The sequence below is a fragment of the Plectonema radiosum NIES-515 genome (assembly GCF_025753815.1).
Taxonomy (GTDB): Bacteria; Cyanobacteriota; Cyanobacteriia; order Cyanobacteriales; family Nostocaceae; genus Hassallia; species Hassallia radiosum_A.
In genome coordinates, this window is record NZ_JAOWRF010000260.1 from 1 (window position 1) to 14,508 (window position 14,508).

Annotated in this window: 9 protein-coding genes and 2 pseudogenes; 7 read left to right on the forward strand and 4 right to left on the reverse strand. The window is 40.4% G+C overall.

What is annotated here, in order from left to right:
* Positions 1–24: 24 nt before the first annotated feature.
* Positions 25–1,335, reverse strand: a complete 1,311-nt coding sequence (locus OGM63_RS18465) for a type IV pilus twitching motility protein PilT (RefSeq protein WP_263747118.1) — start codon at positions 1,333–1,335, stop codon at positions 25–27.
* 757 nt (positions 1,336–2,092) lie between these two features.
* Here OGM63_RS18465 and OGM63_RS18470 point away from each other — a divergent pair.
* From OGM63_RS18470 to OGM63_RS18480, 5 genes and pseudogenes are all read left to right on the forward strand, one after another.
* Positions 2,093–2,467, forward strand: a complete 375-nt coding sequence (locus OGM63_RS18470; protein ID WP_263747119.1) for a hypothetical protein — start codon at positions 2,093–2,095, stop codon at positions 2,465–2,467.
* A gap of 555 nt (positions 2,468–3,022) precedes the next feature.
* Positions 3,023–3,124: pseudogene (locus OGM63_RS29865) on the forward strand (4-Cys prefix domain-containing protein); the annotation flags it as partial.
* 6 nt (positions 3,125–3,130) lie between these two features.
* Entirely contained in the window at positions 3,131–5,461 is a 2,331-nt protein-coding gene (locus tag OGM63_RS18475; protein WP_263747120.1) for a bifunctional serine/threonine-protein kinase/ABC transporter substrate-binding protein, read from the forward strand.
* Between the two features lie 339 nt (positions 5,462–5,800).
* Positions 5,801–5,905: pseudogene (locus OGM63_RS29870) on the forward strand (4-Cys prefix domain-containing protein); the annotation flags it as partial.
* Between the two features lie 3 nt (positions 5,906–5,908).
* Positions 5,909–8,242, forward strand: a complete 2,334-nt coding sequence (locus tag OGM63_RS18480; protein WP_263747121.1) for a bifunctional serine/threonine-protein kinase/ABC transporter substrate-binding protein — start codon at positions 5,909–5,911, stop codon at positions 8,240–8,242.
* A gap of 543 nt (positions 8,243–8,785) precedes the next feature.
* On the opposite strand, the gene OGM63_RS18485 is transcribed toward OGM63_RS18480, so the two are convergent.
* Both OGM63_RS18485 and OGM63_RS18490 read right to left on the reverse strand, forming a co-directional pair.
* Positions 8,786–10,501 carry a serine/threonine protein kinase gene (locus tag OGM63_RS18485; protein ID WP_263747122.1) on the reverse strand — a complete coding sequence of 572 codons (1,716 nt, stop codon included), beginning with the start codon at positions 10,499–10,501 and terminating at the stop codon, positions 8,786–8,788.
* 94 nt (positions 10,502–10,595) lie between these two features.
* Positions 10,596–11,435: an alpha/beta fold hydrolase gene (locus tag OGM63_RS18490; RefSeq protein WP_263747126.1), complete on the reverse strand. Its 840-nt coding sequence runs from the start codon at positions 11,433–11,435 to the stop codon at positions 10,596–10,598.
* Between the two features lie 320 nt (positions 11,436–11,755).
* On the opposite strand from OGM63_RS18490, the gene OGM63_RS18495 reads away from it, so the two are divergent.
* Positions 11,756–12,301, forward strand: a complete 546-nt coding sequence (locus OGM63_RS18495) for an NADPH-dependent FMN reductase (protein ID WP_263747123.1) — start codon at positions 11,756–11,758, stop codon at positions 12,299–12,301.
* Between the two features lie 109 nt (positions 12,302–12,410).
* Here the strand turns inward: OGM63_RS18495 and OGM63_RS18500 are convergent, their stop codons facing one another.
* Positions 12,411–13,517, reverse strand: a complete 1,107-nt coding sequence (locus OGM63_RS18500; protein ID WP_263747124.1) for a ferrochelatase — start codon at positions 13,515–13,517, stop codon at positions 12,411–12,413.
* A 254-nt stretch (positions 13,518–13,771) separates the two neighbouring features.
* Between OGM63_RS18500 and OGM63_RS18505 the strand changes: the two genes are divergently transcribed.
* Complete coding sequence (locus OGM63_RS18505) at positions 13,772–14,332, forward strand: hypothetical protein (protein ID WP_263747125.1); 561 nt, start codon at positions 13,772–13,774, stop codon at positions 14,330–14,332.
* Positions 14,333–14,508: the final 176 nt, after the last annotated feature.

Below are 14,508 nucleotides of genomic sequence, written 5' to 3' on the forward strand. Positions count from 1 at the left end.
CCACCACTCCCCACTCTCTAATTTTTAAACTCGACCTCGGAGAAACTGTGCCATTTCGTTAGGAGTTGGTGACATCTCCAAAGCTGTTTCTTCAGTAATGCGACCTTCTTGATAAAGGTTCAGCAGAGATTGGTTCATTGTAATCATGCCGTCAAAACCAGCTTGCTTCATCAGCTCGCCAATTTCATCATATTTACCGTCTTTTACCCATTCTTTAACTGCGTCGGTATTAATTAGGATATCGTGGAAAGCAGCACGCTTGCCATCAGTGGTGCGACACAAACCTTGAGCAATTACTGTCACCAAAGACTCCGCAAGCGCTACCCGCATCGCATCCTGTTCTCCAGCCGAGAAAAGATTAAGAATTCTTTCAATCGTTTTCACTGCGCTGTTGGTGTGGAGGGTTCCCATGACCAAGTGACCTGTTTGAGCAGCTTTTAGGGCAGTGTTGACCGTTTCTTTATCCCGCATTTCCCCGACCAGAATCAAATCTGGGTCTTCCCGCAAAGCTGCTTTTAAAGCGTTGTCAAATTTTCGGGTATGCATTCCTACTTCCCGTTGTTTAACCAACGACTTTTGGCTTTTGTGGACAAATTCGATTGGATCTTCAATGGTGATGATGTGTTTAGCCATCTGCTTATTAATGTAATCAACCATTGCTGCCATTGTGGTGGATTTACCAGAACCAGTCGGACCGGTCACCAAAATCAAACCTTTATGGTGGTGGCAGATATCGCGAAAAACTGAAGGCAAGTTTAATTGTTCCATAGTCAGGATTTTCAGCGGAATTAACCGCATCACCATCGCATAGCCTTTGAGAGAGTCAAAGATATTAATCCGCACACGGGCAAAGTCGTACTGAGTTGCTCCATCAAATTCGAGATTTTCTTCAAAGTGCTTAATTTCTGCTTCCGTCAGCACCTCCCGCACCCAACTGATAAAAGTCTCTTTATCGGTTTCTGGATATTCTGTTGGCTGCATTTCTCCTCGGTTGCGGAAGCGAGGCACTTCACCCACACCCAAATGAATATCAGAAAAACCTTTATCGTAAGCTTCTTTAATCAATTGGGATAAAGTCATTCCCGTGCTGCTTTTCGGACGAGCTACACCGGACATTGGGGGTGGAGTACCCGGACGATGAGAGGCAGTTGCAGCTGGGGGTGGAGGTGGTGCCGCATTCATCGGGGTAGGGTTGGCACTATTTCTTGGTGTCATGTCCAGGGTTTGGGTAGCCTGACGCTGGGTACTTAAGGTTGCTGGTGGTGGTGGGGGCAGTGGTGGGATATTACGGGCTGCGATCGGTGTAGAATTTGCTGGATGCTGTGATTGTGTCATATATCTTCAAATTAATCTGGGTCTTGTTTTATAGATGGAATTAGCAGCTAGTTTTGGTTCTAAAAATCGGCTTTTAATGAGGTAGACGTGCAATTAAAGCGCGATCAGGAGCGATCGCACCCCAGCCTACTTACTCACTGGGGAATGGGATAGGGCAAATAAATGTCTATCAACTGTTTTATCTTTTCTGCCTTCACTTGTATCCCTTTTTTATAAATTCGACTAGCTTTCAGTTCAATAAAAAATTTATTATCCCTGATATAGACTGGTTTAACACATCAATGCCAGCAAATATGTACAGTACTTATACGCAGAAACTACGTGTCGATTAATTGAGACTTTGAATGTAAATATACTCATCTAAAGATGATAAATTTTTCTTAGGCATTTATACATCTAGCTAGGAAATAACAGCCAAAGCAATAGCTGATAAATTGTTCTGCCTAATCAGAGAGATTATGAGAACCTATGTTGTTTTTCATAAGATATGTTAAGCAGAAATTATGTTTAGTGCTGAGAACGCACCCGATTAATTAATACTTTTACCTTCTACTCCTTAAGGTAGATGCTGAGAAGGGGTAGTAAATAAAATGCTTATCAGGGCATTTATCGATGATCCCCAGAGCTTAACTGTAAAGTTTATTAACTAAATGCTCATTTACCCGATTGGCTTTTATATACTTAAGTTCATTCACCTATCGAATTTGCTTTAAACAAGCAAGATAAATTTTTTCACACTTTTTTGGGAGGAAAATTCATGGTTGCAGCTCAAATGTCTAATGATAGCAAAACCCAGTCTTTGTTAATGATTAAAAGCTTTTTAATCTGGTCTTTCACCTTGGCAGTATGCTTGCTGGTTGTTGGTTTTCCTTTAGTTGTCTTGATGGCTACGATCGGATGTTTGTTGTCGATTGTCTTGCAATCTGTGATGCCTGTTAGTGCTGTTTTGTTGGTTGCTGGTGGTTTGATTTTGTTTAATGTAATGGCTGTTGTTTTCGCTGCTGGGATGTTAACTCTCAAGGGTGTTCACCCAAATCAAGTCAGATGGTTAAACTGGCTACATGGAGAGGCAGATGAAACACAAACTACCGTCTACGCTGCTTGTCCTTTAACTTGTGATGTCAAAGTATAATTATCACTACCATATTCGACAAACAGTTCATCTGCCCGGTAAAGCCGGGTTTTTTCATGTTTATTAATCTTCAAGCTAATATAGTAGACTTAAAATTGAAGCAGATACTTGTGCTGAATTTGTTGGCTCAGGTCAGTTGAATCGGGAACTTGCACCTTCTCTGCAACAAGTTATCGAATAAAAACACCTTTGACTCGGAAAAGTCGCGATCGCATATAAACTAAACAACGTACCAGTTTTGGTTCTCAAACCCAGGTGGGTAGTACTTTTGTGCAAACAAAGGATCTTTAGCGTTGTTCTCAAGTCTCAGCGTCGAAATGTCTTGGATTTTATGACATCAGCAGTGAGTGCTGACTATGTTGGGAAAGCCTCTCCTTCTTTGCTCCCTAAAGAAAATATTAAACTTAAAAATCAAGCATCTCAAACTCTTACTCTCTGCTACGAGTGCGTGAGATAAATTCATATTCCCATAGCCGCAACGCCAATTTTTTTATTATTTCCCATGTCACACCCTAGATAAAATCGCTTATTATACTGAAATCATACTCAGTTCAAATGAACATTTACTGCACTAACCCTAACTGTCGGTATCCGGAAAACCCAGTCCCTGATGAGTTCCGCAATCTTCGGAACCACCAGCAGAGATACTGTAGTAGCTGTGGAATGACTGTAATTCTGAAGACTCGTTACCTACCCTTAGAGCAAATAGGGTGGGGAGGATTTGGCAAGACATTTCGCTCATGGGATGCTCACCTTCAGCAGCAGTGTGTTGTCAAGCAGTTGCAGCCGAGAAATACTTTTAGAAAGACTTTTTCACACTCCGAGCTTGAATCTATAAAAAAGTCTTTCGAGGAAGAGGCAAGAGCCTTGAGAGATATCAAGCATGAACAAATTCCTCAACTGTATGATTACTTTGAATTGCCAGCACCAAATGAATCACAAGAAGAATTCCGCAAAGAATTATTTTATTTAGTGCAAGAATATGTCCAAGGGGAAACTTTGGATAAGGAACTTAACAAGAAAGGTCGATTTTCCGAAGCTGAAGTTTTGCAGGATTTAGGACAACTCCTGAACGTACTCAAGTACATACATGAAAAAAAACAAGTTATTCATCGGGATATCAAACTTTCTAATATCATTCGCAACGAAAATGGAACGCTTTATTTGATAGATTTTGGTGCTGCGGTAAAGCGTAAATTAGAGCCAAAAATACCTGTTGAGCAATCAATTGCAATGGGAACTCCCATATTTGCACCACCAGAGCAACTAGCTGGGAAAGGAATATTTCCTTCTTCAGATTTATATTCTTTAGCTGCTACCTGTATTTGTTTGCTTACAGGTAGAAATGTAAATGAGCTTTGGAATCAAAATAGGTGGATTTGGAGAGAATATGTGAGTGTAAACGACAATCTGGCAGACATTTTAGATCGGATGCTCTCATATCAACCAGAGGAACGTTATGAGTCTGCTGAACAAATAATTTCTGCTCTTTCTGGGGAAATATCGCTAAATCCAAATTCAAAGCCTTCGGGTGCTGGGGAAGAACCTGATTATCCGACAATTAGCGATCGCACAAGTTTTCACTCTCAGATAAATCGGCTGATTAAGAAACTATTTTTGCCGATTGGATTAGTTTTATTAGGAAGCGCGATCGCATTCTTAATTCCCTGGTTGATGCATCCCCCTATTTGCGATTTTCAAAATAAAAATGGATTCAGTTGCGGTGAGGCAATTTTGATTCCCAAAAATCCCATGATTTCTGACGCAATTTTTGCTGACAAGGAAAGAGGAAGCACTGCATTTGGGCAAAAAGATTTCAACCAAGCTATTCTATATTTACAAAAATACCTTGCTTCTAATCAAAATGACCCAGAAGCTCGAATTTATTTAAATAATGCGAAGGCAGCTCTCACAAATAATCCTCTGAAAATTGCCGTTACTGTTCCAATTATTGACGATCAGCTTAATGGGTCAAATGACATTGCCGAACAAATGTTACGCGGATTTGCTCACGTTCAAGATAATATTAACCAAAATAAAGGGATTAACGGAAGACTGCTGTTTCTGGAAATTGCGAGTACAGGTTGGGAGAAGAAGAAAATTAGGCAAATAGCTGATGCGATCGCTACTCAAGAAAATATCTTAGGAGTCATCGGTTATTACACCAGCGATAGCATACAAGAAGCAGCACCAGCTTATGATAGTAAAATGGTGGTTATATCTCCTACGAGTACTGCTGTTAGAGATTCTACTTTTAAATTAAATAACTATATTTTTCGCGTATCTCCAGATAACTCGGCTGCGGCTGATAAACTAATTAAATATATCGTGTATCACAATTTGAATAAAATAGCGATTTTTTATGAGCCTAATGAAACATTTGCTGCATCTTTAAAGAAAGAATTTGAAAGTGTTGTCTGGGACAAGAAAAAGCAGCTTGTTAACGAATGTCGGGTAATTCAAAGCACTACTGAAGTCTTAAATTGTTTGCGACAAGCAAAAGAACGTAATGCAGAAGTAATCATGTTAGCCTTTAGCGATAAAGTGGCACGAATTGCGGCAACACTTATCATTAATCAAAGCGAAGATATCACAATACTCGGTGCAGATACTCCATATCTCGAAACTGTCAGCCAAACTAATATTTCACCAGATAAACTAAGAATAGCCATTCGCTGGCATAGAAGTAATAGTGCTAACTCTAAGTTTGAGCAGGAATCTGTGAAGCTTTGGGGAACTGGAGATGTGAACTGGCGAACTGCAATGTCTTATGATGCTACGATGGCGATGGTTGAAGCACTCAAACGCACTCAGGGTAATTATACTCGTCAGCGGCTTTACGAAGCGTTGAAGAATCATGCTTTTTCAGCCGATGGTGTAACTGCAAAGGTGGAATTTAACGATTTAGGCGATCGCAAACCATTACCGGGTATCGGTGTCTTAGTTAAAGTTGAAAATAACAGGTTTGTTGTCGATAAAACATCATACAACTAATCAAGTTATAAATAGTTAGAAATATTTCCGCCTACCCACTTATATCAACATCGACTTCCCAAACAACGCACCTGTTCGTCTGTAATTTCGGATTCATAGCAGGTGTAGATTTAGACTTATGAATCAATAAATACATAGATAATTTTTTTATTATAGCGGGTTGCCGGGGGTAATGCAATACAGAACCTCACCACCTTCCCCTCTCGAAAACATCCCAGAGGGGTGTCCGGAACTCCCTGTGTGAGGTTTTATGTCCCTCACTCAACCCTTGACCGCTATATTTTCCATGTCATAGGCTAGGTAAAATGCCTTATTATACTGAAATCATACTCAGTTCAAATGAACATTTACTGCACTAATCCTAACTGCCCCCATCCGGAAAACCCAGTCCCTAATGAGTTCCGCAATTTTAGGAGCCACCAGCCGAGATACTGTAGTAGCTGTAGAATGGATTTAATTTTGAAGACTCGTTACCTACCCTTAGAGCAAATAGGCTGGGGAGGATTTGGCAAGACATTTCGCACTTGGGATGCTCATCTTGAGCAGCAGTGTGTTGTCAAGCAGTTGCAGCCAAGAAATACTTCGGGAAATCCTTTTTCATCGTCGGAGCTTGAATCGATAAAAAGGTTATTTGAAAAAGAAGCAAAAACTTTGAGGGATCTCAGGCACGAACAAATTCCTCAACTGTATGATTACTTTGAATTGCCGACACCTTCTAATTCACAAGAAGAATTATTTTATTTAGTACAGCAATATATCCAAGGTAAAACTTTGGCTCAGGAACTCAACACTAGAAGTCGATTTTCTGAAGATGAAGTTGTGCGGGATTTACGACAAATCCTAAATGTACTAAACTACATACATGAACCAAGAAGAAGAGTCATCCATCGAGATATAAAACCTTCTAATATCATTCGTGACGAAAATGGAAAGCTCTATTTAATTGATTTTGGTGCGGTGAAACGGCAATTGGAACCAGGAGTACCTGTTGAGCAATCAATGGCAATAAGAACTCCGATATTTGCACCACCAGAACAACTATCTGGTGGAGAAATATTTCCTTGTTCAGATTTATATTCTTTAGCTGTAACCTGTCTTTGTTTGCTTACAGGTAGAAGTGCAAATGAGCTGAAAAATCAAGATAGGTGGATTTGGAAAGAATATGTTAATGTAAACGACAATTTGGCAGACATTTTAGATCGGATGTTGTCATATCAACCAGAGGATCGTTATAAGTCTGCTGAGAATGTAATTACTGCTCTTTCTGGGCAAATATCGCTAAATCAAAATTCTTCGGGGAATAGGGAAAATCCGCGTAAACGTGAAGAATTTAATGATCCGACAATTCACGAGAAGACAAGTTTTTATTTGAGGCTTTATAGGCTGATTAAGAAAGTATTTTTACCAATGGGATTAGTAGTATTAGGAAGCGCGATCGCACTCTTAATTCACTGGTGGACGCATCCCCCTATTTGCGATTTTCAAAATCAATCGGGCTTTAGCTGCGGAGAACAAATTCTGATTCCGCAAAATCCCAATATTACCAACACGATTTTTGCTGACAAGCAGAGAGGAACAGACGCATTTAGGCACGAAAAATTCGATGAAGCTATTGTATATTTTAAAAGATACCTGACGGCAAATAAAAATGATCCAGAAGCACGGATTTATCTAAACAATTCTCAGGCAGCTCTGACAAATAATCCTCTGAAAATTGCAGCTAGTGTTGCGATTATTGACGATACGCTTAATAGCTCAAATATTCTTGCAGAACAAATGCTGCGTGGACTGGCACACGTTCAAGATAATATTAATCAAAATAAGGGCATTAACGGAAGATTACTGTTCATTGAAATTGCTAGTTATTTCGGTCATAAAGAGAAAATTAAGCGAATCGCTGATGCGATCGCTAGCAAAGAAAGTATCTTAGGAGTTATCGGTTATTATACCAGCGAAGACACAATAGAAACAGCACCATCTTATGATGGTAAAATGGTGGTTATATCTCCTACAAGTGCTGCTGTCAGAGATTCTAATTTTCCATTATTCAGTAAGTACGTTTTCCGCACAACTCCAGATAACTCGGCTGTGGCTGGAAAATTAGTTGAATATATGCGACATCAAAGACGTAAAAAAACAGCAATTTTTTATGAACCTAATGAAAAATATACCATATCTTTTATGCAAGAATTCAAAAACGTTCTCTTCCAGAATCAGGGAGAGGTTGTTAATGAGTGTCAAGTGACTCAAACTCTTAGTGAAGCATTGAATTGTTTGCAACAAGCGAAACAAAGTAATGCAGAGGTAATTTTGTTAGCTTTGAGTCAGAAAGTGGCAGACAATGTGATAATAGCTATTATTAACCAAAGTGAAAATATCACCATACTAGGTGGAGCTCCTCTATACAGTGAGAGTGTAAGTCAAGCTAATATTCCAGTTGATAAACTGAGGAGTGTTATTCCCTGGCATAGAAGTAATGGTACTAAGTCTAAGTTTGAACTGGAATCTGCGAAGCTTTGGGGAACTGGAGATGTGAACTGGCGAACTGCAATGTCTTATGATGCTACGATGGCAATGGTTGAAGCACTCAAACGCAGTCAGGGGAATTACACTCGTCAGAGGCTCTACGAAGCTTTGAAGAATCCTGCTTTTTCAGCTGAAGGTGCAACTGCAAAGGTGGAATTTAACGATTTAGGCGATCGCAAACCATTACCCGGTATCGGTGTCTTGGTTAAAGTTGAAAATAACAGGTTTGTTGTGGATCAAACACAATATAATTAACTTACTATAAATTACTCGCCATTTATCCTACACAAACGCTCTGGATGGAAATGTCTTCCGATAGGGATATTGCCTCCCAAATTATATCATGACAGGCTTATCACATATATTAGACATCTCCAGAAAAAATGTAGAGACGTTCCGCCGGAACGTCTCTACGAGGGTTTCGGGCAACGCATAATAAGCATAGTGGTCAATGTCTATTGTAGAGACGTCCGCTATTAGACATCTCCCGAAAAAATGTAGAGACGCGAAATACGAAGTCTCTACGAGGGTTTCGGGCAACGCATAATAAGCATAGTGGTCAATGTCTATTGTAGAGACGTCCGCTATTAGACATCTCCAGAAAAAATGTAGAGACGCGAAATACGAAGTCTCTACGAGGGTTTCGGGCAACGCATAATAAGCATAGTGGTCGATGTCTATTGATTAGACGTTCCGCTATTGTAGAGACGTTCCGGCGGAACGTCTCTACGAGGGTTGCGATGTTTCTATTAGTTAATTAACCGGACATAATCTTATATCAGAGGAACAATAAAAAGATTACAAATTACTCGGTATCGTTTTAAATCTCTTTTCGGAACCCAGGGAATAATCCTCTAATTTAAAGTCAGCAAAAGGCTTCTTCTCTAACCTATTTCTTAACGCTTCATCTAAAACCACACCTTCTGATTGCTTCTTCACACCAATAATAATAATACTTCTTTGATAAGCTGTGGAATCTTGATTTGCTTGACAATCACTCCGCTGAAATTGTCCCATATTTAACAACCGATAACCTTCCACGCTTCTGGTATTGCCAAATATTTTCTTAACTAAAAGTTGTAATTGCTGAGAACGTTCAAAAGCTCTTTTTTCTTCTACTTCTACATTCCCCTCACAAGAAGCTGTACCCACAGAGATAATTTCACTCGGATTTTCCATTATTCTCTGAATGCCTTCTTCTTCTAAATTAGACTTTAAAGAGTCCAACTTAATCAGTTCGTCGTTATATTTAACTTGATAATTACTGCCAAGCTGCCATTTATATTCTACTGATAAAACCGCAACGTTAAATTCAGCAACTCTACCTTGACTATCTTTACCTTCTTCATAAGGAAAGTAATCAACTTTGCCTTTTCTTTCTGGTGCTTGTCCGTAATCTTCAGGTAACGAAGCTAATTTAGAAGAACGAGTTGCTAAAGCAACTAAACCTAATAATCCTAACGATACCAGCAACGCCGCAAATAATGCAAATAAAGGAACTTTTTCCGGCTGCTTTTCTGGCTGCGGTGGTAAAGTCGTCGTAGTTGGTTGTGGTAATTGGGCAGTTTTTGGACTGCCCACAATATTTACAGTCGCAATAGTTCCTGTTAATTGTTGCTCAATTGCCTCCAAGCGTTTTATAATATCCTGAGCGGTAGCTGGACGCTGATTTACATCCCGCACCATCAGGGAATCAATCAAAGTCAACAGTAAAGGTGAGATTTGCATGGCATGATTTTGCCAATGCAATACGTTATGATGGCTGTCGTACATCTCCAAAGGATGATACCCTGTGAGCAAAAATACAAAGGTGCGTCCTAAGGCATAAAAATCTGATTGCGGTACAGCTTGAGCATTTATTTGTTCTGGTGCACTGTAGCCAGATGACATAATTGCTGTAATCCCCCCACCACCGCTGCTGATTTTGGCTAAGTAGGTTCTGGTGACTTCTCTGGCTGTACCAAAGTCAATTAACACTAACTGCCCATCAGGACGAATCATGATATTAGATGGTTTTATATCTCGATGCAGATACTGTTTACCATGTACCAGAGCCAAAATTTCTAACAACTGTTTCAACCACGCTACAGCTTGTTCTTGAGAAATCGGTCTATTCTGCTGCTGTTTTAACCACTGTTCTAAGTTGGGACCTTCGATTTTTTCCATGACAATGCAGTGCAAGACCAAACCGTTTCTGGTCTGATATTGAAAGTAACCATCTACTTTGGGTATACCCGGATGATTCAGATGTCCCAGCACTGTTGCTTCTTGCTGGAATAGTTCTACTGCTTTCGCATCCGTTGATAAATCCTCTTTGAGTACTTTGAGGATTTTTGGTGTGTCTTGTTCGTATGCGTCATAAACTTTGCCAAAACCAGTTTTGTCACTTAAAAGCCGTAACACCCGATAGCGTTTTAAGAACTCAAGTTGAGAACCACAACTTTGACAAAAGCGGTTCTCATCGTTGTCTGGGTGGTTCGGTTTCGGGCAAACTGGATTAATACAAAAGCTCATGAATGTCGCTTTGCTCCAAGTAAAAAGATTAATTTAGAATATTTTTAAATCGTAGTGGGCACTTCAGTGCTCAAGATAAGCGATGAATCGCTTACTACGAATGATGCTTCAAAAAAGCTGCTACGGTCGAGTTAAATGCTTGACTTTCTGTCAAAAATGCCCAGTGATTACCGGGAACTTGGCAGATGTGTAAGTTTGTTAGATGAGTTTTGTAGGGTTTAAGTTGCCATTGTTGACGATTAACACCTTTTTCTGGTTGGATAAAGAGAGTGGGGGTATCTATTGTAACTGTTAATCCAGGAACTCGCATGACTTCTTCAAAAATGCGATCGCGTGCAGCTATTGTAAATTTACTACCCCAACTACCATCGGCTTTTTGCTCAATTCCAGCTTGAAAGACTTGCTGCTGTAAAGAATTCCAAACAGCATATTCACTTAACTTACGCACTTGCATTTGCGCTTGTTCTAAACTGGCAAATGGTCCCATTCCTTTGAGAAATGGCAAGACACGATACAACAACGGAAATGTCACCTTGAAAAAACTCGGTATTTTCCAAATAAAAATCGGATCTACAAGAATCATACTCCGCAAACGTGCTGGATTTTGCTTTGCCCAAATGCAAGCTAATTTACCACTCCAAGAATGCGCTATAACATGAGCAGATTTCCATCCCAAACCATCCATCAATGCTTCTAAGTCAGCGATCGCACTCTCAAAACTATAATCTGTCTCAGGCTTACTACTTTCACCATGACCCCGCATATCTGGAGCAACTATGTGGTATTCTGCCCCTAGATAATCTCCCAAGCTTGACCAAACAACCGCATTGTCAGCTAAACCATGTAATAGCAGCAACGGTTCTTTACCTTGATTCCACTCCAAGTAAGATACTTGGATATCAGATAAGAATAAACTTTGACGTATAGGCATCATTGCATCACTTGTGAAGAGGGGGACAGGGGGAAAGGGGGACAGGGGGACAGGGGGAAAAAGTTCTATAAATGCGATCGCGCATTCATAAATCAGTGCAAGAGGTATATTAGACATCTCCAGAAAACAATGTAGAGACGCGTTAGCGAAGCGGGACGAAGTACAATTTCGCGTCTCTACAAGGGTTGTGAACAACGCATAATTAAATTTGGTCGATGTCTATTGTACACATTTTGATCGTAATTGCTATACTAAATATAGTCGTAACGACTTCGACTTGCATTTAATCAAATGCTATTGAATCTTTATTAGGATGTTGGTTTATGGTGAGAATTGTTGGCATTGCAGGTAGTTTAAGACCGGATTCTTACAGCCAAATGGCTTTAGAATTAGCAGCACAAAGAGTAGAAGTGCTAGGTGCAGAAGTCGAAATTTTAGACTTAAGGCAGATGAAGTTACCCTTTTGCGACGGGGGAAAAGAATATCCAGATTACCCCGACGTGAAACGGATGCAGGATGCTGTCAGTTCTGCTGATGGATTAATTTTAGCAACACCAGAATATCACGGCAGCGTCAGTGGTGTGTTAAAAAATGCACTAGATTTAATGAGCTTCGATCAGCTTTCTGGTAAGGTAGCGGGATTAATTAGCGTCTTAGGAGGACAACCGAACAGCAACGCTTTAAATGATCTGAGATTAATTCTTAGATGGGTTCACGCTTGGTGTATCCCTGAGCAAGTAGCGATCGGACAAGTTTGGAAAGCTTTCAACCCAGAAGGTAAGCTACTAGATGAGAAACTTTCTCAACGATTTGACGAATTTGCCCAAAGTTTAGTTGAAAACACCCGGAAATTGCGAGGTGTGAGTTAGAGGAGGGGAGGAGTGGAGGAGTGGAGGAGTGGAGGAGTGGAGGAGTGGGAGACAAGGAGAATAATTCTTCTCCCCCCCTCTCCCCATCCCCCCCTCTCCCCCTCTCCTTTTAATGGTGGTGATGATGTCCAGCTAGTTGGGGATTGACTGCTGTTACGTTTTCTGATAGTAGTTCAGCGATATGAGAATTTGCCCATTGAGCTGCCACTGCTAAAAATTGAGGATCGTCGTTGACGCAAGCCATTTGTACGTAGCCTACATCCGAATGTTTTTTCTCTAGGTCATGAATAATGTGGTGGACATCCAAGAGAGTTTCGTGATTTTCTGTAGCAAAACCTATTGGCATAAATACTATCACTTTCGCACCCAATTGGATGAGGTTTTTTGCAGCTTGTTCAGCGTTTGGCTGCGTCCAATCAATTAAAGGTGTATCGTGGTTGAGCCAACCTACCGAAATGAGAGGATAGCGGTTAATTAGCCGATCGCGTACTAAGTCGTAAAGTATCTGACTTTCGGTAATCCCGGAGGTAAAGCCTTTCGCTTTGTGTGGACAACCGTGATTCATTAACACAATACCGATTTGAGAAGGTAGGTAAGCGTTAGCTAAGTCAGCGCTAATTTTTTCTTCAACCAGATGAGCCATCAAATGGATGTAAGCTGGTTCGTTATAGAAAGAAGGAATGTAACGCTGTGCTTTAACCCAGTGTTCACCATCATTGGTTTGGGAAAGAGCATTATTAACTTGCTCGATCGCTATGCCGCTGGTAAAGATAGAATCAACTACCAGCAAGGGATAAATTAGTAGTTTGTCGAAACCTGCTCCACGAATTTCGGTTAAAACTTGGTCGGGGAGAAAGGGAGCGCAGAAGTTGAAAGCTTTGAAAACTTGAACGCGATCGCCCCATTTTTCTTGTAAATTTTTCTCAATGCCAGCACGTTGTTTTTCAAATATAGCATTATGTGGGGAAATAAAATCATGATGCGTGTGTCCCCATTCATGGCGATCGAATAACGCTAAAAGACGTGCCAGAGGTGGATAAATCCAGGTTGGTACTGGTGCAAATTTTGCTGTCAGTAGATTTAAAGCTTGTTCGTTATAGTTAGCGAAGTCTTCGTAGCTTTCGACTTCGCCGTAGCCCATAAGCAAGACAGCTACTCGCTCTTGACCTGATAGATGCTCGTGTGTATGATCCAGTTTTTCCGGCGTAGCAACCACGATTGAATTCCTCAATGTAACCATTTGTATGGGATTTTGTTTTTCCCTTACTCGTATTTTAGTATCCTATCCAGGGGGATAGCATCTACGGAAACTTAAAAATTCAAAATATTAATTCTATTAGTGCGGTTTAATACATTTAGTTTGGCTAAAAACCTAACGCTTTTAGATAGGTAAGTAAAAAATGTTATATTGACGACGGGAAAAGGCACTATAGCAATAACTATTATGTGTAAAAAATGCTAGCTCAAAAGATGAGCATAATTATTTGCCCTGGAATTCATGAGCCAGCCTTAACGGAAAACTTTATTTCGGGAGGGCTAGAGACATATTTCCACAGTCAAGAGAATTCAGTGAATATACTGAGTGTGCCAAATAATGGTTTTTCGGCGTTATCAGGATTTCATATATTACAGGTTTTAAGCGATCGCTTGGGCGATCGCACTAAATCGTCAGTTATATTCATCAGCTTTAGTGCAGGTGTAGTTGGGGCAATAGCCGCAGCGCATTGGTGGCAAATTTATGGTGGTGAGATCAAAGCATTTATTGCTATAGATGGATGGGGAGTACCTCTGTGGGGCAGTTTCCCGATTCACAGAATGAGTCATGATTATGAAACCCACTGGAGTTCTAGAATATTAGGAAGTGGGGAAAATAACTTTTACGCAGATCCACCAGTTGACCATTTATCAATGTGGCGATCGCCCAAAACTATCCAAGGCAGATGGGTAGACTCATCTAATGAAGTTTCCCCACCCAAAAGTCGCCTAACTGCGGCAGAATTTTTACAGATGCTTTTAAATCGTTATCAATAAAAATAGTCCGGAAAAAAGAGTAGGCAAACAGGAGTGAGAAATAGGGGGTTAGGAGTTAGGGGTTAGGAGTTAGGGGTTAGGAGTTAGGAGTTAGGAGTTAGGAGTTAGGAGTTAGGAGTTAGGAGTTAGGAGGAGCGTGGTTAGTTGTCCCCCTTGTCCCCCTTGTCCCCCTTGTC